The sequence below is a fragment of the Pseudoalteromonas sp. AWM4_233 genome (assembly GCF_056158285.1).
Window position 1 is genome coordinate 3,630,945 of sequence record NZ_JBSWSZ010000001.1, and the last position, 20,482, is coordinate 3,651,426.

At 42.7% G+C, this 20,482-nt stretch carries 16 protein-coding genes; 4 read left to right on the top strand and 12 right to left on the bottom strand.

Features of this window, described 5'->3' with window-relative positions:
- Window positions 1-23: 23 nt before the first annotated feature.
- From ACXAC4_RS16540 to ylqF, 5 genes are all read right to left on the bottom strand, one after another.
- The gene (locus ACXAC4_RS16540; protein ID WP_475163512.1) at window positions 24-416 is read right to left on the bottom strand and encodes a hypothetical protein; all 393 of its coding nucleotides are present in this window, start codon (window positions 414-416) and stop codon (window positions 24-26) included.
- A gap of 188 nt (window positions 417-604) precedes the next feature.
- Window positions 605-2,692 (bottom strand): elongation factor G, encoded by a 2,088-nt coding sequence (gene fusA, locus ACXAC4_RS16545; RefSeq protein ID WP_475163513.1) that lies wholly within the window; start codon window positions 2,690-2,692, stop codon window positions 605-607.
- Window positions 2,693-2,885: 193 nt separating this feature from the next.
- Window positions 2,886-3,674, bottom strand: coding sequence for a TIGR00266 family protein (locus tag ACXAC4_RS16550; RefSeq protein WP_058031343.1), 789 nt, complete (start codon window positions 3,672-3,674; stop codon window positions 2,886-2,888).
- Window positions 3,675-3,762: 88 nt separating this feature from the next.
- Window positions 3,763-5,064, bottom strand: a complete 1,302-nt coding sequence (locus ACXAC4_RS16555; RefSeq protein ID WP_475163514.1) for a GntP family permease — start codon at window positions 5,062-5,064, stop codon at window positions 3,763-3,765.
- Window positions 5,065-6,081: 1,017 nt separating this feature from the next.
- A complete protein-coding gene (gene ylqF / locus ACXAC4_RS16560; protein ID WP_475163516.1) occupies window positions 6,082-7,026 on the bottom strand; it encodes a ribosome biogenesis GTPase YlqF in 945 nt (314 codons plus the stop codon).
- 152 nt (window positions 7,027-7,178) lie between these two features.
- On the opposite strand from ylqF, the gene ACXAC4_RS16565 reads away from it, so the two are divergent.
- Both ACXAC4_RS16565 and ACXAC4_RS16570 read left to right on the top strand, forming a co-directional pair.
- Window positions 7,179-7,715: a YaeQ family protein gene (locus tag ACXAC4_RS16565; RefSeq protein ID WP_475163517.1), complete on the top strand. Its 537-nt coding sequence runs from the start codon at window positions 7,179-7,181 to the stop codon at window positions 7,713-7,715.
- A gap of 119 nt (window positions 7,716-7,834) precedes the next feature.
- Window positions 7,835-8,440, top strand: a complete 606-nt coding sequence (locus ACXAC4_RS16570; protein ID WP_130255403.1) for a PGAP1-like alpha/beta domain-containing protein — start codon at window positions 7,835-7,837, stop codon at window positions 8,438-8,440.
- A gap of 13 nt (window positions 8,441-8,453) precedes the next feature.
- Here ACXAC4_RS16570 and ACXAC4_RS16575 read toward each other — a convergent pair whose 3' ends face one another.
- The gene (locus ACXAC4_RS16575; RefSeq protein ID WP_130255402.1) at window positions 8,454-8,663 is read right to left on the bottom strand and encodes a hypothetical protein; all 210 of its coding nucleotides are present in this window, start codon (window positions 8,661-8,663) and stop codon (window positions 8,454-8,456) included.
- 297 nt (window positions 8,664-8,960) lie between these two features.
- On the opposite strand from ACXAC4_RS16575, the gene ACXAC4_RS16580 reads away from it, so the two are divergent.
- Window positions 8,961-9,434 (top strand): Dps family protein, encoded by a 474-nt coding sequence (locus tag ACXAC4_RS16580; protein WP_475163519.1) that lies wholly within the window; start codon window positions 8,961-8,963, stop codon window positions 9,432-9,434.
- On the opposite strand, the gene ACXAC4_RS16585 is transcribed toward ACXAC4_RS16580, so the two are convergent.
- The 5 genes from ACXAC4_RS16585 to ACXAC4_RS16605 all read right to left on the bottom strand — a co-directional run bounded on the left by ACXAC4_RS16585 (window position 9,402) and on the right by ACXAC4_RS16605 (window position 17,073).
- Window positions 9,402-9,827 carry a hypothetical protein gene (locus ACXAC4_RS16585; protein ID WP_475163520.1) on the bottom strand — a complete coding sequence of 142 codons (426 nt, stop codon included), beginning with the start codon at window positions 9,825-9,827 and terminating at the stop codon, window positions 9,402-9,404. The two genes, ACXAC4_RS16580 and ACXAC4_RS16585, sit on opposite strands and share 33 nt — an antisense overlap.
- Window positions 9,828-9,897: 70 nt before the next feature.
- Window positions 9,898-11,961: a S9 family peptidase gene (locus ACXAC4_RS16590; RefSeq protein ID WP_475163521.1), complete on the bottom strand. Its 2,064-nt coding sequence runs from the start codon at window positions 11,959-11,961 to the stop codon at window positions 9,898-9,900.
- 75 nt (window positions 11,962-12,036) lie between these two features.
- Window positions 12,037-12,588, bottom strand: coding sequence for a hypothetical protein (locus ACXAC4_RS16595; protein ID WP_475163523.1), 552 nt, complete (start codon window positions 12,586-12,588; stop codon window positions 12,037-12,039).
- A gap of 164 nt (window positions 12,589-12,752) precedes the next feature.
- On the bottom strand, window positions 12,753-15,902 hold the full coding sequence (locus ACXAC4_RS16600; protein WP_475163524.1) for an efflux RND transporter permease subunit: 3,150 nt from the start codon (window positions 15,900-15,902) through the stop codon (window positions 12,753-12,755).
- 10 nt (window positions 15,903-15,912) lie between these two features.
- Window positions 15,913-17,073: an efflux RND transporter periplasmic adaptor subunit gene (locus ACXAC4_RS16605; RefSeq protein WP_475163525.1), complete on the bottom strand. Its 1,161-nt coding sequence runs from the start codon at window positions 17,071-17,073 to the stop codon at window positions 15,913-15,915.
- A 281-nt stretch (window positions 17,074-17,354) separates the two neighbouring features.
- On the opposite strand from ACXAC4_RS16605, the gene ACXAC4_RS16610 reads away from it, so the two are divergent.
- Complete coding sequence (locus ACXAC4_RS16610) at window positions 17,355-19,871, top strand: zinc-dependent metalloprotease (protein WP_475163529.1); 2,517 nt, start codon at window positions 17,355-17,357, stop codon at window positions 19,869-19,871.
- 91 nt (window positions 19,872-19,962) lie between these two features.
- Here the strand turns inward: ACXAC4_RS16610 and ACXAC4_RS16615 are convergent, their stop codons facing one another.
- Window positions 19,963-20,256, bottom strand: a complete 294-nt coding sequence (locus tag ACXAC4_RS16615; RefSeq protein ID WP_130255394.1) for a hypothetical protein — start codon at window positions 20,254-20,256, stop codon at window positions 19,963-19,965.
- Window positions 20,257-20,482 lie beyond the last annotated feature (226 nt).

Consider the following 20,482-nt stretch of genomic DNA (forward strand, 5'->3'; position numbering starts at 1 on the left):
TTAGGGCGCATTTTTTATAAAAACTATAAAGCAAGTAAACGCTCTGCTTTTGACAAATCAGCCTCACTGACCTGCCAAGCGTAAAAACGGACCACACGATTATCTCGAGTTCTTACCGTCAGCACATCTCCAAATAAGCTTGTGTGAGATGAAATTGCTTCAATAGACTCTTGATGAATATATCTCACTGTAAAGCCAATACCATAACTGATACCCGCTTTATCAATGTGCACAAACAGCTTATTTTTTTGCTGAAGCGTTGCCACAATAACACTAGATGACACCAAAACTAAACCCAACCACTTAAGTAGTTGAAATGTCACGAGCTCAAAATTGACGAGCACTAAACAGAACAGACCTAATGAGAAGCTAATTAGAAGCAATATTTTATTCGAATTTAAATCCACAGTGTGCACAACACGACTCCATTATACGTATCACAAAGCTGGTACTAAAATAGTTACACTATTTGAAGAATCGGCATAATACTTAGCCAATGTCCCTTTTTCAACTATGTTTTATACGAAAATAGAATGAGATATTGCGGGCATAAAAAAACCGCTTGTAAAACAAGCGGTTTTTAAAATCAGATAAAAAGGGCTAATTACTTAGCTGCTTTTTTCTCTTTCTCAGCTGCGATTACAGTGTCAGCAACGTTTTGCGGACATGGTGCGTAGTGAGAGAATTCCATTGAGAACTGACCACGACCAGACGTGATAGTACGTAGGTGACCAATGTATCCGAACATTTCAGATAGAGGTACTTCACCCTTGATACGAACGCCCATTGCGCCAGCTTCTTGGTCTTTGATCATACCACGACGACGGTTAAGGTCACCGATTACGTCACCTACGTTGTCTTCAGGCGTGAATACGTCAACTTTCATGATTGGCTCAAGAAGTTGTGCACCCGCTTTAGGGATAGACTGACGGAAAGCGCCTTTAGCTGCGATTTCGAACGCGATTGCTGATGAGTCAACTGCGTGGAAAGCACCATCGAATAGCTCAACTTCAACGTCTAGTACAGGGAAGCCCGCTAGAACACCTTCTTGCATCATTGATGCAAAGCCTTTCTCAACTGCAGGCCAGAATTCTTTAGGAACGTTACCACCAACAACTGATGAAGAGAATGTGAAGCCTGAACCAACTTCGCCTGGCTTGATGCGGTAATCAATCTTACCGAACTGACCAGAACCACCAGACTGCTTCTTGTGCGTGTAGCTGTCTTCGATTTCTTGCGTGATAGTTTCACGGTAAGCAACCTGAGGCTGACCAACAACTAGCTCAACGCCGTAAGTACGCTTAAGGATGTCTACCTTGATGTCTAGGTGTAATTCACCCATACCTTTAAGGATAGTTTCACCTGAATCTTCGTCAGTCTCAACCTGGAATGACGGATCTTCTGCAACCATCTTACCGATCGCGATACCCATCTTCTCGTTACCACCTTTATCTTTAGGTGCAACAGCGATAGAGATTACTGGATCAGGGAAGATCATCGCTTCTAGTGTACATTCGTGCTTAGGATCACAAAGCGTGTGACCTGTTTGAACGTTCTTCATACCAACAACCGCGATGATGTCACCCGCTTGTGCTTCAGTCAGTTCGTTACGCTCGTCTGCTTGCATCTCAACCATACGGCCGATACGCTCTGTTTTACCAGTTGCAGAGTTAAGTACTGTGTCACCCTTCTTCATGCGACCAGAGTAGATACGGATGAACGTAAGTGCACCGAAACGGTCGTCCATGATTTTGAACGCAAGCGCTTTAAGTGGCTCTTCTGCAGAAACAGTTGCTACTTCACCAGTAGGCTCACCTGTGTCTTTGTCAGTTAGAGGCTGTGGATCAACTTCAGTTGGAGACGGTAGGTAGTCAACAACTGCGTCTAGAACTAGCTGCATACCTTTGTTCTTGAATGCAGAACCACAGAAAGTTGGGAAGAAAGCAAGGTCACGTGTACCTTTACGGATACAAGCTTTGATTTGCTCTAGTGAAGGCTCTTCACCTTCCATGTACGCTTCCATTAGGTCATCGTCTTGCTCAACCGCAGACTCAACTAGCATCTCATGGTATTCTTCAACTTTGTCTACCATATCAGCTGGAACGTCAGTGATTTCGTAGTTTTCAGGAAGGCCTGTCTCGTCCCAGATGTATGCTTTTTTCTCTAGTACGTCTACAACACCAGTGAACTGGTCTTCGATACCGATTGGAAGAGTCATAACTAGTGGGTTAGCACCAAGTACTTTCTCAACCTGACCAACTACGCGGTAGAAGTCAGCACCCATACGGTCTAGTTTGTTTACGAAGATACAACGTGCAACTTCTGATTCGTTCGCATAACGCCAGTTAGTTTCTGACTGTGGCTCAACACCACCAGAACCACAGAATACACCGATACCGCCATCAAGTACTTTAAGTGAACGGTATACTTCAACTGTGAAGTCAACGTGTCCAGGAGTATCGATAACGTTTAAACGGTGGCCTTTCCACTCACAAGTTACAGCTGCTGATTGGATTGTAATACCACGCTCAGCTTCCTGTTCCATGAAGTCAGTAGTTGACTCACCGTCGTGAACCTCACCAGTTTTGTGAATTTTACCAGTAAGCTTTAGGATACGCTCAGTGGTGGTAGTTTTACCCGCATCAACGTGCGCGAAAATACCAATGTTTCTGTATTTCGATAAATCTGCCATTGTTTTACTCTATTTAAAGTAGAAAATTATTCGGCGGGAGTATATCACCTCTTTCGGTGAACATCATCCTAGATATCGTCTAAAATGCAGACAATTTGCTAAAAAGTGATTTTTCTTGAAAAGAAATACGCCTCACTCGATACATTTAAATCGAATGAGGCCGAAAAGCGCTTAAATAAAAGGGTTTCTAAGGCTAGTCGCCATCAATTATGTCACCAATTGAACCTAGCACTGAGCCCTCACCTTGACGACTACCTCCTTGACTTGGTGCATGTTGGATCACTCTGTCGGCCAACCTTGAGAAAGGTAAACTTTGGATCCACACAGTGCCGGTACCCGACAACGTCGCTAGAAATAGTCCTTCACCGCCAAAGAACATACTTTTTAGACCACTGACACGCTCAATATCAAACTCAATGCCTTCACTGAATCCGACCACACAGCCTGTATCTAATTTCAATGTGTCATTATTAAGTTGCTTTTTGATGACCGTACCGCCTGCATGGGCAAAGGCCATACCATCACCTTGCAAGTGCTCAAGAATAAAGCCTTCGCCGCCAAAAAAGCCTGCGCCAAGTTTACGTTGAAATGCGATGTCAACTTTGGTGCCTAAAGCTGCACACAGAAAAGAGTCTTTTTGCAAATAAACAGAACCACCAAGCTCGGCCATATCTAAAGGTATGATGGAACCAGGGAAAGGCGCAGCAAATGCGACACGCTTTTTGCCATGCCCACTATTTGTAAAGTGCGTCATAAACAGCGACTCACCACTGATCATCCGCTTACCCGCACTGAATAGCTTACTCATAAAACCCTGTTCAGGCTCTGAACCATCCCCCATTTTGGCTTCAAACTCAATGCCGCTTTCCATATAGTTCATTGCGCCAGCTTCCGCGATAACGGTTTCTCGCGGGTCTAGTTCGACTTCGACCATCTGCATTGACTCGCCGATTATTTCATAATCAATTTCATGACATCGCATTGTGTAATCCTTCTAGATTGAACATGATAGTGGCTGTTATCTTGCGCCCAAAAACGCCACTTTTAACAGCCTTAAATTGTAAGCAAAGTTAAAAAACAATAAATAATCCTAATATCAACGCCAAGCCAATTAACGGCACGACCACAGTGAGCATGGCTAAAGGCCAATAAGCGTCTTGGTGTTTTTCTCCGCAAATCGCACGTATGGTTGTCACCACATAACCATTATGTGGCAAAGTATCAATGGCGCCTGAGCTTATTGCTACTACACGGTGCAATTCATCAGCCTCAACACCCAAGTCCATATAATGTGGCGCCACCAAAGGTAAAGCAATGGCTTGGCCACCAGATGCTGAGCCTGTTAAGCCGGCAATCACACTCACCGCTATCGCGGCACCTATCAGTTCATGCCCGGGGATCTGCGTCATCATAACCACGGCATCTTGAAATGCAGGGGTTAGCTTAGCCACTGCGCCAAAGCCAACAACAGCTGCCGTATTACCTATTGCAACTAAAGCGCCTGTTGTTGCTTGATTCACCGCAGCTTCAATATTAATAAAGTATTTAAAGTTAATAATAAACAGGCTGATCACCCCCCCAAGCAAAGCCACAATTAAGGCATTTTGCTGCAGTGTTTCATGTAAGGTAAAAGATAGCGCCAGCACGACCAACAAAGGGATCACACCCGTAATAGGATTTGGCAGCTTGTTGCGTGTTGCTTCGGGGTCATTATCTCGCGCTTCAAACTGCTCCCCGTTTGCCACGGCACGTTTAATCATATACTGCAGTAATACATACCCGAGCCCCGCCATGAATATGGCAATAACCAAACTCTCTTGCCACGCTGCATAAGGTGACGTACCTAGGTATTTAATCGGGATCCAGTTTTGAATTTCAGGGGAACCTGCTGATGTCATGGTGAAAGTAACAGACCCAAATGCCAATGCAGCAGGAATAAATCGACGCGGCAAGTTCGCATCTTTAAATAGACTGAGCGCCATTGGGTACACCGAAAATGCCACAATGAAAACGCTCACTCCACCATACGTGAGCAAAGCACAAGCAAGTACAACGGCCAACACCGCATACTTCATACCTAGCTTGTTAACTATATAGCGAGCAACTGCATCTGCCGCGCCACTGTCTTCCATCAACTTACCAAACAAAGAGCCCAGCAAGAACATCAAAAACCAAGCTTGTACAAAGCCTGCAAAACCACTCATGTAACCCGATACAAAGCTTGCTTGATCACTGATTTGGAATAAAGGTAGGCCACTCGATAACGCCACAACCACAGCACACAAAGGAGCAGAAATAAATAAATTCACACCCCTAAGCGTCAAGACAATTAAAGCAATAAGGGCAAGTGCTAGACCCATTGAACTCAACATAATGTCACCTGTTCATTTTTTATTTTTATTTAAAAGTTAACCACACGTTAGGAGATTCAGTTTGAAAAGTACACAGCTCAGTATATAAAACGTACTTACAACTCCGCCCAAAGCTAAATGAGAATTATTTTCAAATAAGTGTTGACACCTTTACAATTCTAACTAATAATCAATCTCAACAAGACGACAGCACGATACACAATCTTGTTTCTCGACCCAGAATACGTGATGCATACACGCTAACATTGCAGGCCAAGAACTCAAATTAACACGCCCCTGTTTTTTGCTGAGTTAGCGGCCGAACTTATTTTACTTGCTACATTGCTCATATCGGTGACGGTAGATATGAAAAGTCAAAAAGCCCTTAATTGGGCTTTTTTTATGTCTAAGTTTCATGTTTTCATCATAAAAGATCTAAATGAGAATTATTTTCAAATAATTGTTGACACATTTATAAATCTAACTAATAATCAATCTCAACAAGACAAGGCACGCTACTGAATCTTGTTTCTCGACCCAGAATTCGTGATGCACACACGTTAACAGCATTGGCCAATAACACTTTTTAACGCGCCCCTTGTTATCCAGTGTTGGCGGCCAAACCCATTTTACTTGCTACATTGCTCATATCGGTGACGGTAGATATGAAAAGTCAAAAAGCCCATAATTGGGCTTTTTTTATGCCTGCAATTCCCGAGTTTAGCCACCCAAAAATAAATGAGAATTATTTTCAAAAAGACTGTTGACACACTCGATAATCTAACTGATAATCAATCTCAACAAAGCGAGATTGACGGCTTACTTTGTTACTTTACTCTAATTTGTTTCTCGACCCGAAACACGTGTTGCCACGTTAAAGCCATGGTAGGGAGTGAGATATCGCAACGCCCCTCGCGATATCTTCACTTTTCTCCAAACACATTTTACTTGCTACATTGCTCATATCGGTGACGGTAGATATGAAACACAAAAAGCCCTGAAAGGGCTTTTTTTATGTCTGCAATATACGTGAGTGTTTTAGCGGCGGTTCTTACGCGCTCTTGCTCTGCGTAATTTTTTCTCTTCTTCTTTTGCGGCTTTCTTTGCTTCCGCTGCGGCGCGCAGCTCAGCAACCATAATTTCTTCTTCATCACGCATGATAGGTGTTTCCATGGTGATACGACCAATAATGGCATCTCGTAATTCATTGATTAGAATTTCAGACATCTTATGGGTATCAACTTGGTTGCCACCGCGAATACAACCACGCTTACGGCCCGCCATTTCGACGAACTCCCAATCTTGCTCCGGCAATTCATCAATTTTATAACGTGACTTTAATAACTCAGGGTAAGCAGTTAGCAAGTATTCAGCGGTAAAGCTGGCGACTTCTTCGTAGTTCATCGCCGTGTCTTTTACTGCACCAGTCGCCGCTAGACGATAACCCGAATTTTCATTTTCAACTTTCGGCCATAGCATGCCAGGTGTGTCATACAGCATGATGCCATCTTCTAGACGAATACGCTGCTGAGATTTGGTCACCGCAGGTTCATTACCAGTTTTCGCCACGATACGACCAGCAAGGTGGTTGATTAAAGTCGACTTCCCTACATTAGGAATCCCCATGATCATGGCTTTTAGCTGCTTATCTGCACCCACTTTATGTGGAGCGAGCTTTTTACAAAGCTCGTTTACTTTGGCAACTTCGGCACCTTTATCATGACCAAACGCAATGGCTTTTACACCACTTTCTTGTTCAAAATAGTCCATCCACTGCTTGGTAAGCTCAGGGTCAGCCAAGTCAGCTTTGTTCATAATTTTGATGACCGGCTTATCACCGCGAAGCGCAGACACCATTGGGTTTTCACTGCTATACGGGATCCTCGCATCTAAAACTTCGATAATCACATCCATCTGCGGCATGATCTCTTTAATCTCATTGCGAGCCTTGTTCATATGCCCAGGAAACCACTGAATGGCCATATTTGCGCTCCTAAATTCTGTTCGACAAAAATTGATTGCGCTATTTTACGCAAAAATCAGCAAAAACACTAAACAACCTCGTTGATAAAATCGTATTTAAACGCACTTGCTCATGTATACTGCTGCCATTCTTATTAGCATGAACGAAGACAATGGCTTTAAAATCGACCATCATCAAAGCGCAACTCGCTTTGAGCGATATGGATAAACACGTATACGAAACACTCTCTCTAACGGTAGCGCAACACCCTTCTGAAAATGAACAGCGCTTAATGATCCGCATTTTAGCATTTGCGCTTCACTACCAAGAACGCTTGGAATTCACCAAAGGTCTATGTGCTGATGATGAGCCTGAAGTTTGGTTAAAAAACTATAATGAAGAGATTGAACTTTGGATAGAGCTGGGTCTGCCTGATGAAAAGCGCGTTAAGAAAGCCTGTAATCGCGCTAAAGACGTTGTGCTTTATTGTTATGGCGAAAACAACCAAGAGATTTGGTGGCAAAAGAATCAGCCTAAGCTTTATAGCCACGATAATCTATCGGTTATCAGTTTACCGTATGAAGCAACATCACAACTTGCGACGATGGCAAAACGTGGCATGAATTTAACCGTGACAGTGCAAGATGGTGAAATTTGGGTAAGCGATGAAGAACAAAGTGTGCACATTATCCCTACCATCTTGAAATAGTGGTTATCATTGGTAAAACTTAAACTGTAATTGCTTTTCAACGATTAATTAAGCGCCGGCTCAGTTTCACTTGTTAGAGTAATCTCAACGAAACAGGGAAGGCTTAAATTGGAGGCACAATGGCAATACATAAAATCATCGTTTTGCATGGGCTTTATATGTCTGGCTTCGTGATGCAGCCATTGTGCAACAAACTTAAAAAACATCAGTTTGAGATTTTAAATCTTACTTACAATACCCTTAGCCCTGATAAATCAGAGATCTTCTCTCAAATCGATGACTTTATTGGTAATGATAGCGCTGCGCTAGTTTGCCACTCAATGGGCGGATTAATTGCGCGTGCATACTTAGATAACCACTCAGCTACCAGTGAGCAGGTTGAGAAGGTCATTACCTTGGGCACGCCCCACAAAGGCAGTATATTTGCCAAACAGATGCATGAAAAAGGGCTCGATGTTTTTTTAAAAAACAGTGTGGAGTTTTTGGTCTCAGACAACCAAGATTGGCCTTACAAGGCAAGGCTTTACAGCATTGCAGGTGATTTACCTTTGGGACTGATGCCCATCTTGCAAAAAGGCAGTAGCTCTGATGGCACAGTGTTATTAGAAGAGACAAAACTACAGGGTATGGCAGAACACAAAGTATTTCATGTTAGCCATACCAGTATGATTTATTCACGCAAAGTCACCGATTATGTACTATCACTTCTAACTGATTCTGAATGACTTTAGTACTTGCTTAGTGATCGCCTTTTTCTGCAATTTTATAAGCCACAAATGCGATAATGCCTGTGATCAGTGGCGTTGGCGCAGCAATATAACCAAATGCATCTGAGTTTGCGAAACTCGCACCTGCTAAATGACCAACAAGACCGACGACAAATGCCAGTAGCGCGATAACGACAACGGTGATTTCTGCTTTATGTTGAGATTGTGTTTTTAGTTCCATGATGACACCCATTGATTTTTGTCTGTTTACAGAGTCATTATGCGCGTCATGCCTGTGCAATTATTGACCTAAATCAAGTTCTATTTCTGGTATTTATACCCCCTATCACCAACTTGTTATAGATCAATTGTCAGGTCAAAAAGCAAACAAACCAGCTAATGTTGGCAAGCTTTATTCCATAGATTAATAACACCTAATCAATCGCTTTTTTGAATTGCAGTCATTGTTTTATCCCGTTAGACCAATCAAAGCACATACCCCATACTTACTCCCATGCAAACAACAGGAGTAAATAACATGACACAGTTCAGCGATATCGGTTTATCAACACAAGCAAGTGAAGACCTAGCAGTAAAACTAAATGGCTTATTAAGTAATTATCAAATTCAATACATGAATGCGCGTGGTTTTCATTGGAATATCAAAGGCAAAAACTTTTTTGAACTGCACCTAAAGTTTGAAGAGATTTATGACCAATTATTGTTAAAAGTAGATGAGCTAGCGGAACGTATCTTAACCATAGGTGGCCAGCCACTGCATGCATTTAGCGATTATCTTGAGCGTGCTGAAATTCAAGAAGCGAAAAACATCACAGATGGTAATGAAGCGGTGACAACACTACTGAATGGTTTCACGCTATTATTAAAACAACAACGCGAGATTTTAGGTGTGGCAAGTGATGCAGAAGATGAAGGTACAGCCGCTCTAATGAGCGACTATATTAAAGAGCAAGAAAAACTAGTGTGGATGCTCAAAGCTTATTTGGGATAGTTCAGTTAAAGGCTTCATATGCTCAGGCTTAGCACTAATATAAGCCTTCTCATCGGGGTAAAAACAGATCTCTGTTTTTGCTCCTTGCCACAACTGCTTTAAATTATATTCCGCAATTGGGTTCACACCTATATAGTCGACCCATTTATAACCTCGTTGCTTTACCCCTTCGAAATATTCTTTAGTTGCCTCCAAACTATCTGAGGTACTCATTTCAAATTCAGATAAATTCAGTACAGCACTGTCACAAGGTGTTGGCTCTGACATAACACGCTTAATAATATCATTTTGAAAATCAATCACCCCTTCGCGATTGAACCCACCTTTCAACGCAATATAAATCGTCGCATTTTCAATATGAACACGCCATAAACCGTGTGCTTTAAACTTCATCTTTACCCCTATTAAAACAGGGCTGTTAAGGTCACAGCCCGTCTTAGACATTTAAAAGTATAGCGTCTTATCATGACGCCTGTTCAAGCAGGCTAATAAAAAATGCCTGTTCTAGGGCAATTTCCTCAAGGCGTTTAAAGCGACCGCTTGCGCCGCCATGACCAGACCCCATATCCGTTCGGAATAACAATAAAGAGTCTGTAGTTTTAGTTTCACGTAATTTCGCCACCCACTTCATCGGCTCCCAATACTGCACTTGCGAATCGTGTAGACCCGTTGTGACTAATATATTTGGATAGGCTTGTTGCTTCAGATTATCGTACGGTGAATATGCTTTTATGGTTTGATAATCAGCTTCGTTATTTGGATTACCCCACTCGTCATACTCATTCGTCGTAAGCGGGATTGACTCATCAAGCATGGTCGTGAGCACATCTAAAAATGGCACGTGACATCCTACCCCTAAATACAATTGTGGCGCTTGGTTTACCACTGCCCCCATTAACAAACCACCCGCGCTGCCACCAGAAGCAAAGACTTTATGCGCATCAGCATAACCTTGTTCAACAAGGCTACGGGTCACATCTTCAAAGTCATTAAATGAGTTCTGCTTATGGGCTTTTTTGCCTTGCTCGTACCATTCTCGACCTAACATTTCAGAGCCGCGAATATGCGCTATGGCATAAACAAACCCTCTGTCTAATAAACTCAGAGTATTACTCGAGAAGTTTGGATCTATGGTGATGCCATAAGCGCCATAGCCATACTGCAGCATAGGATTAGAGCCATCTTTTTTGAATAATGACTTTTTATATACCAAAGAAACAGGCACTTTTACGCCATCTCGCGCCGTAATGTGTAGGCGCTCAGAGGCATAGTCATCCGCAGAAAAACCTCCGAGTACTTGCTGCTGCTTTAAGCACTGCTTTTCACCTGTGGCTAGGTCGCATTCATACACGCTACTCGGCGTAGTCAGACTTGAATAATGAATGCGCACGGCAGTTGATTCTGGCTCAGGATTATTGCCCATATGCGCGCTATAACACACATCATTAAATGCCAATGTATGGCTACCACCCTGATAGTCATGTACGACAAAACGTGTTTGCCCTAAATAACGTTCAGTCACAATATAGTGGCTATTGAAAAGCTCTAACCCTTCAATCAATACATCGCCTCTGTGTGCAATCTGTGTCTGCCACTTTGCAATATCAGCGATGTCTTCTAGCTTTGCTGTACAGAGCTTAAAGTTTTTCGCTTGGTGGTTTGAGACAATGAAGTACTGCTCTGCAAACTTATCAATACCAAACTCATGGCCTTCTAAACGCGGGCACAATAACTCAAATGCCTGTTCCGGATTGTTAGCATCGAGCGCCCATTGTTCTGATGTTTCGGTTGCTGCTAGATAAATATAGATTTGGCTATCGTCACGACTTTTTCCTAAGCCCATATAAAACTGACGATCTTGCTCTTCATAAACGAGTACGTCATCTGATTGAGGGGTGCCCAGAACATGTCTGAACACTTGAAAACCTAGTAGGGTTTGTAGGTCTTTTTTTACATAAAAAACCGTACGATTGTCATTGGCCCACACCACTTGGCCTTCGGTATTTTCTAACTCATCAGACAGATATTCGCCGCTTTCTAAGTTGATAAACTTAACTTTATAAATACGTCGGCCATCAGTATCTTCGCTATAGGCCATCAGTTCATCGTTTTGGCTCACCGCCATATCGCCAATATCATAATACTCATATGGCACAGCAAGTTCATTGACATCCAGCAGCAACTGCTTATTTTGCATCTCGGCATTGTCTGCTCGATAGTGAAACGCATATTCGTTGTCACCTGCAACTTCACTCATATACCAGTATTTACCATCTTTTACTGGTACTGAACTGTCGTCTTTTACAATACGCCCTTTCATTTCTTCAAACAGTTGATCTTTTAAAATATCGTGGGGTGCCATGACCGCATTTAGATAGTCGTTTTCAGCCTCTAAGTGCGCCAGTATTTCTGGGTCTTGGCGATTATCGTCGCGCATCCAATAATAGTTATCGACGCGTTGCTCTGCATGCGTCTCTAAAACATGGGGGATTTTTTTTGCGATTGGGGCTGAAATAGACTGACTCACTTGCCTTTCCTTAAATAAGTTAATTAGCAGCAGTGTACCATAGTCAAACTACCTGAAAAGGGGATGCGATATACCTCAGCACACTTCCCAAGCCATTTCCCACAAAGCGCCAATTCCAGGCTCGAAGTCGCCGCTGGTATCACGACAATATTCACTAAATGGCCAAGCTTTGCACTTGTAATAACGCCCTGTTGCTGGATGCCATACTTTGGTACCTGGTTGATAGTTTTGCGGTTGCTGAGGATAAATGTTTTGAGAGTGCGCTTCATCACTTCGCGCTTTCGGCTTGGCCGTACATTGGTAGCTGAGTTCGAACTCGGTAATACCACTACTTGGGTGGCTAAAGACAGGTAACTCTCCGTAGCCCACTTCCCAACCTAATAAGGCTTTTTTACCCACCTTCACAAGGGGGAGATGAAAATTAATGAGGTTTGCCAGTTCTCGCGTCCAATATTGTGATGTTTGCATTGCATTGTAAGCAATGTTTAAAGTGAGCTGTAACGCTTCGACTTCACCTTCTAGCGTGAAGAAATGCGCAGTGACAGCATCGCCCACATACAGGTGACGATTCTGTTTTAATACTGATATCTGTTGCCATTCATCAAGTATCAATTGGCGCCTAAACATAACTATCTCAAAATAAAGAACGAAGCTAAATTATAGCTAGCGACACCCCAAACTCAACCTTTTAACTACAAAATAAAAAACAGCTACTACTTTTGTATATAAACTCATATTCTACATAAAAAAGGCCAGCATATGCTGGCCTAGATATTCTCTAAAATAAGGTATTAGATATTTTGTACTTTACCTTTAGGCTTAAGCGCATTATTGGCACGCTTAAACAAGCTTCTAACTTTACCAAATATATTACCAATGTCAGTCAGTATGATGTACAAACACGGTACCAGCAATAATGTGATTAAGGTCGCAAACACAACGGCAAAGCCCAGAGACACGGCCATTGGAATGACAAACATTGCCTGTAAGCTAGTTTCAAACATGATCGGCAATACGCCCACAAAAGTGGTAATTGATGTAAGCGTGATCGCACGGAATCTTGCACAACCAGCTTCAATCACCGCTTCTTTTAATGAATGACCCGCTTTACGAGATTGGTTTACAAAATCAGTCATTACCAGCGAGTCATTGATAACAACCCCCGCAGCTGCAATGATCCCGTAAAGTGACATCAGACTTAAATCCAAGCCAAATGCTAAGTGACCCCATAACGCACCGACCAAGCTAAACGGAATAACTGACATAACAATCAACGGCTGAGAATAACTCTTAAGCGGAATTGCCAGTAAGATATACACTAATAGCATACCAATAATGAAGAATACGATTTGCTCATTCGTTTGCGCTTGCTGCTCTTCAATCGCACCACCTAGCTTAGTTTTAACAGACGGAAACGCCTTAATAAGCTCAGGTAATATTTCATCATCAATGCGTTTAGTAACAGCATTAGGTTCTACAACCTCTTCATCGATATTACCGTACACATATACAGTGCGGTAACCGTCTTCACGACGAATATAACTGATACCCGGTTTTTCAGAGATCTCAACAACATCACCTAGCATCACTTCTCGACCTTGCGGCGTTTTAATCACTGTATGCTTTAATGAAGAATATGCTTCACGAGTCAGTTTCGGGTAACGCACCATAACGCGTACTTCTTCACCGTTACGGATCACGCGCTGCGCTTCTCCACCGTAGAAACTTGCACCCACTTGAGAACCAATATCTCGTAAAGTTAGCCCCAGCTCATAAGCAACAGGTTTAAGCGCTAGCTGGATCTCTTTACTTGCAGGGTCAATGGTTGAACTCACATCAAAGATGCCTTTTTCAGTTTGTAGCATGCTGATTAATTGGCGACCCGCCGCATTCAGCGTATCGATGTCAGAACCAAATAATAGGTAACCGAAATCACCGTTACTACCCATGTTTATCACTTCATCGTCGATTTGGATTGACTTCATGCCTGCAATTTCAGGCAGTTGTTCACGCCAACGACGCGTTAATTCAAAGGTATTAAACGGACGGTCTTCTTCATCAACAAGTGGCGCAAGTAAACGGCCTTCAGTGCGACCTTGGTTAAATACCATGACATCACGTAACATAGATGCGCCATACTCTTGCTGAATTTGCTTATCTACATTCAGCACCACAGCTTCAAGTTTTCTAATCGCCTCAATGGTCTGTTCATCAGACACATTGTCATTCATGGTGATATTAATACTTGGGAAATCATGTGGGATCTTTGGTAAGAACAAGGTACGCAACATACCACTGCTGCTCAAAGCAATACTTGCGATGAACATACCAACAAAAGCACATAACACAGTCCAGCGCCACTCTACACAGAGTTTCACAAAACGACGATAAGGCCCATTCACAAAACCAAAGAACTTAGTATTAAACTTATGACGCCAGCTATCTTCTTTTAATGGCTTAAACTTAATCGCAGCGATATGCGCAGGCAAGATCAGTTTAGATTCAATCAAGCTGAAGAACAGACACAGCAGAACTACACCGGCGATATTAATGAAGTTGGCACTCTCAGGCCCTGTCGAGAACATAAGAGGCGCAAATACAGCCATCGTTGTCAGTACACCAAAGGTTGCTGGCGTAGCAACGCGTTTTGCACCCACAATCACGTTGTGAACTCCTGGACCTTTTTTCTCAACTTCTGTGTAAGCACTTTCACCTATAACGATCGCATCATCAACGACGATACCCAATACCATGATGAAGGCAAATAATGAAGTCACATTAATAGTAATACCCAGTACTGGCATTAACATAACCGCACCCAAGAAACATACTGGAATACCGATGGTTACCCACATTGCTAGCTTGAATCGTAAGAACAAGAACAACATTAAGGCCACTAAGAACATACCTTGTAATAAGTTGCTCTTCATCATGGTTAGACGACCATTTAAGTAATAAGTCATATCAACCAATGATTTAAGCTCTACACCCGCTGGTAGCTCTTGATTCTTCAACTTAATGAATTTCTTAACCGACTCAGCAACCGGTACCATGTTTTGCTCTTTGGTTGCCTTAACAGAAATGAATACCGCGTTCTTGCCATTTAGCTTGAAGTAACGTTCACCTTCGGTAAATTCATCTTTGATTTCTGCAATATCTCGCAGTAGAACTTTACCGCCATGCGCACCAATTTTTACTGGTAGCTGACGGAACTCGTCGCCATTATAAGACTGGTTTTCAATACGAACCGAGATGATGCCTGAGTCAGTACGTAACTGACCTGCTGAAAAGTTAGCCGAATAGTTACGAATGGTGCTTGCCACATCATTAATGGTTAAGCCATATTGACGAAGCATATCCGGTTTAATCTCAATGGCGATTTCGTCTAGAGGGACACTCACGTCCACCAATGACACATTGTTGAGTTGCAATAACTCATCCTCAATGCGCTTTGCCATCGGTTTTAATTCGGTCAACGGTAAATCAGCCGATAAAGTCATTTCTATGACTTGCTGCTGGAATTCAATCTGATTAATGGTGACCGGTTCCATCGCTGCAGGGAAAGTCGCAATGCCATCGACACGCAATTTTACCTTATCTAACACGTCAGTTAGTTCAACGTCTGGATCAATTTCTAACGTCGCGCTACCGCCATTTCGGTTTGCGCGGTACACCCCTTCTTTGATTTCAGTGACATCTTTCAAGGCCTCTTCAATCTTCATCAGAATACTTTCTTCGATTTCTTGCGGTGAAGCACCCGGGTAGTTTGCCGCAACCGTAATGTAGTTAATCTCTACATTCGGAAACATCTGTCTTTGAATGGTGTTATAGGTGTACAAACCAATAATGATGATGAAAACCATCAATAAGTTGGCCGCCACCGAGTTTTTCGCAAACCAAGCAATTAAACCGGTTTGCTTTTCAAGTTCAGCTTGACTCATCTGCTACTCCTTAAAGCTTGTCTGTGGTTTCAGCTTTAGATGAATCTGAACCAGCAACTTTTACTGACATACCGGTTTGCGGGTATTCAGGCAAAGTAGTTACCAGTTTTTCGTTGTCTTTCAGGCCTGTGCTCACGTAGAAATATTCACCTTCTTCACGGATCACCTGCACCTTGCGAGATTCAAGTTGGCCTTCGCTATTTAACAACCATACGGTGTTGTTATTGACCAGATCTTGCGGCAAGCGATAGATGCTATTTAACGTTTTACCAGAGAAGTTTACTTGTACGTATGAGCCAAACTTCACTTGTGGCTGTTGCGTCTGTAACCCATATGGATCTGCAATTCTAACAACCAGATTTACCATACGCGTTGCTTTATCAACCACACCTAAATCACGGTGAATTTTTGCAGAGCGGGTAAAACCGTTTAAGCCCGTCTGAGTGATCGTCGCATCTAAGCCCTCAATACGCTCTGGTAAAAAAGCGCTGTCAAACCCTGCAACCGGAATGATCACTTCCGCATGCTCAATATTATTTAGCTGTGCAATACTGCTACCCATGCTGACAAACTGACCTAAACCCACATCACGAGAAACAATTAACGCATCGTAAGGCGCAACTACATCACAGTTGTCTAAATCTCGTTGTGCACGCTTAAGTGCTGCTTTAGCTGACTTTAAAGCGGCTTGAGCACTTAGAAGCTGCGGTTTACGAAGGAATAAGTCGGTGTGTTTTTTACTTGGGAAACGTTTTGCTTCATCGGCTGCAACATCTGCAAGTGCTTGTTCTTCAATCAGTTTAGCTTCCGCACGTGTTACTTCCGCTTCTGCTTGTAAGACAGCCGCTTCATAGTTATCTTTTTCGATACTCAGTAACACTTCGCCTTTGGCGACAATGCCACCGGTTACGAAGTTGTCGTGCCAAGCGACTACTTCGCCTGAAACCTGAGCTGAAAGCCTAGTACTTTCAAAAGGTTGAACTTCACCATAGCTGTTAATGACAACTTGATGGTCAAGTGCTGAAACCGCTTCTACAGCAACAACAGGTCTAGTATCTACCTGCTCCTTTGCACCCGGCTCATTTGCCAAAGCATTGATGCCCTGTGCGCCCATCATCCCAACAACAATAGCTGCGACAGGGAATATCCATTTTAGTACCTTCGTTTGCATAACGATTTCACCTATTAAAAAATTTTCTAGCCTTCTCTACTTTCTATACTAACAAGATTAATACCAAGAAAAATGTGACATTTGTAAGAATCTGTTACAGCTAATACGATGAATAGCAGGCGTTTGGTTTTACATACAATGTTACAAAATCAAAAGCCATAAAAATCATAACCTTAACAACATTCAAACTGACCCAACTATGTCATCAATCGCATCAATATGGCTTTATAAGTCATATTCGGTACACTAAAAAATCCAAAGAAAAATTAACAAGCGTACTTATGAAAAAAACTGCCCTTTCAATTGCGCTAGCACTGACTTTTGCTAGCCAAGCAGCCATTGCTGCCGATAAGAAAAAAGAAGATAAAAAAGAAAAGACCATTGCCAGTCTGATTGAAAACAAAACCGCATTCAAAGGCGTATTTGAGCTTTACCAAGATAAGAAAACAGGTGAGCACTTATTGGTTTTAGAAGAAAGCCAATTAAACACCCCTTTTGTGTATTTTGCACATACCGTTGACGGTGTAACGGATGCTGGTCATGTTCGTGGTAGCTACCGCGAAACTAAACTGATTGAATTTAGACAGCATTTCAACCGCATCGATATCATCAGCAAAACACCACGCTACCAGTTTGAAGAAAACACTGCACTAGCACGTGCAAGCGAAGCAAACATCAGTGAAGCGGTACTGGCGAGTGTAAAAATTGAAAAACAAGAAGATGGCAAGATTGCATTTAAAGCCGACAAAATCTTCTTAAGTGAATCACTACACAAGGTATCACCTTGGAAGCGTGCTGGTGATAAAAATGCCAGCAAACGCTTTAACGTGGGCAAGCTGGATAGCAAGAAATCTCGCATCATCAAACAGCGTCCATATTCAAACAATTTAGACATTGTTGTTGATTATGTGTTTAGCAACCCGAACCCAAGTGTGCGTGGTTCTGCTGCAGTAACAGATCCACGTTCTGTGTCTGTCAAAGTTCAACACAGCTTTGTTGCGTTACCTAAAAACGATTATCAGCCACGTAAAGACGACGCGCGTATTGGTTACTTCACAAATCAATTCGACGTGATGACATCTCCTGATTGGACACCTTACAATGACGTGATCAAGCGTTGGGACTTAGTGAAAAAAGATCCAAGTGCTGAATTATCTGAGCCTGTAGAGCCAATTGTGTGGTGGATTGAAAACACCACGCCAGTTGAATGGCGTGACACAGTCCGTGACGGCGTATTGGCTTGGAACAGTGCATTCGAGAAAATCGGTTTCAAAAACGCATTAGTTGTAAAAGTGCAACCTGATGATGCAGATTGGGATGCCGGGGACATTAACTACAATGTGCTACGTTGGACATCATCACCTCGCCCTCCTTTCGGCGGTTACGGTCCTGCACTTGCGCACCCATTAACGGGCGAGATCTTAGGTTCAGACATCATGCTTGAGTATGTGTTTATGAAGAACCGTTGGATCTACGACACACTTTATAGCCAAGGTGCAATGAGCCACAGCAATGCCGATTTAGGCGAACATGATGCGATGAACTGTTCATTAGGTCATGAGCTACAAGGCGAAATGATGACAGCCAGCCTATCAACGGGCAGCGATATCGAGCGTAAAGAAATGCTTCGCCAGGCCCTTGTGCAACTTATTTTACACGAAGTGGGTCACACGCTAGGTCTTAACCACAACATGAAGTCGTCTATCATCTGGGATGAAAACGAAGTACATGATAAGAACCTAACACAAGGTATCGTGACTGGTTCAGTGATGGATTATGCACCAGCGAACATTGCACCACTTGGTAAAAAGCAAGGCGATATCTTCCAAACTCGCCCGGGTCCTTACGATGATTGGGCAATTGAATACGGCTACAGCGTTGCAGCAAGCACGGCTGATGCAGAAGATAAACGCCTTGAAGCAATTCTATCTCGCTCAAACGATCCAAAACTAACATTCGGTAATGACGCAGACGATATGCGTGCACCAGGTCGTCATATTGATCCGCGTGTGATGATAGGTGACTTATCATCTAACCCAGTGGCTTATGGTGTTGATCGCATGGAGCTTATCGACAGCCTACTAGGCAAGCTAACTGATACAGCACGTGTACAAGGCGAATCACACCAGCAGCTGTTAACCTCAGCAAATGTACTATTCGGCCAATATAAGCGCCAAGCTGACGTGATCTCTCGTCAAATTGGTGGCGTATATGTAGAACGTAACGTTGTAGGCACGGCTGATGATGTAAAACCATTCACACCGGTACCTCTAGCGCGTCAAAAAGAAGCGATGCAAGCACTTACTGACAATGTATTTGCACCAAACGTATTGGCAAACATGCAGCCTCTGTATAACTACATGCAGCAACAGCGTCGTGGCTTCAACCACTATGGTAAGAACGAAGATCCGAAAGCGCACAAAATGGTCTTAGGCATGCAGAAATCAGTGCTAAACCAACTGTTACACCCAAATGTGTTACAGCGTTTATCTGACACGGCGCTATACGGTAATGAGTACGCGTTAAACGACTTTATGACTGATTTAACCGCTGGCATTTTTGTGAAGAGCAAAGCAGTAAGCACATTCAGCCAAAACCTACAGGTTGAATATGTAAACCGCTTAATCAAAGCTGCAGGCCTTGGTAAACCAAGCCGATATGACAACCTTGCTAAAGCAGCAGCGTTATATCAGTTACAACAAATTAATGACATGAGTGCACCTTGGGGCGCTGACACAGCCACTAAAGCACATCATGCTTACATTAAGCGCTTAATCGAGAAGGCATTAGACGCTTAATTACTCAGTTTGCATTGTGATGTTAAAAGGCCAGCGAAGTTTATGCTGGCCTTTTTATTTATCTGTTCTAAGTAATCTATGTCTTGAACAACTACATTTTACTGGCTTCAATCGGCTGAATAGCCACAATACCTTGATTTCGAATGGTCACATTAAAACGCTTTTGCCCACACTCAAGTGGATAAACGCCGTCTTCTAGCCCTTTATTGGCCAAGCTGTTTAACGCCGCAGCAAGCAACATAGTGTCATCTTCTGTCTGCTCGCCGCGTTTCGCCATATATGCCATGCCTTGTTGCATCGCTTTTTCAACTACAATACCCGCCACTTTTTTGCTGGCCTGCTGTTTAAACAATTTAAAAAGTAAGGTCTTTATCAACACGAACATTTCACCCCAACCTTGGTAATAATTTAACTCATCCTAATATAGCGGTTAGTCCCAATATTCGAAAATCATAATCAATTTAAAATGCAACAAGGTGTAAATACCCAACTATTAAGTCAGAGTTGCCCGAAATCGAACACCCTTGTTCGTTACCGCACATACGTCACCTAAAAACCACTCACAAAAAACCACAAGAGATTGATAATTAATGATTTTAATTTTTGGCACA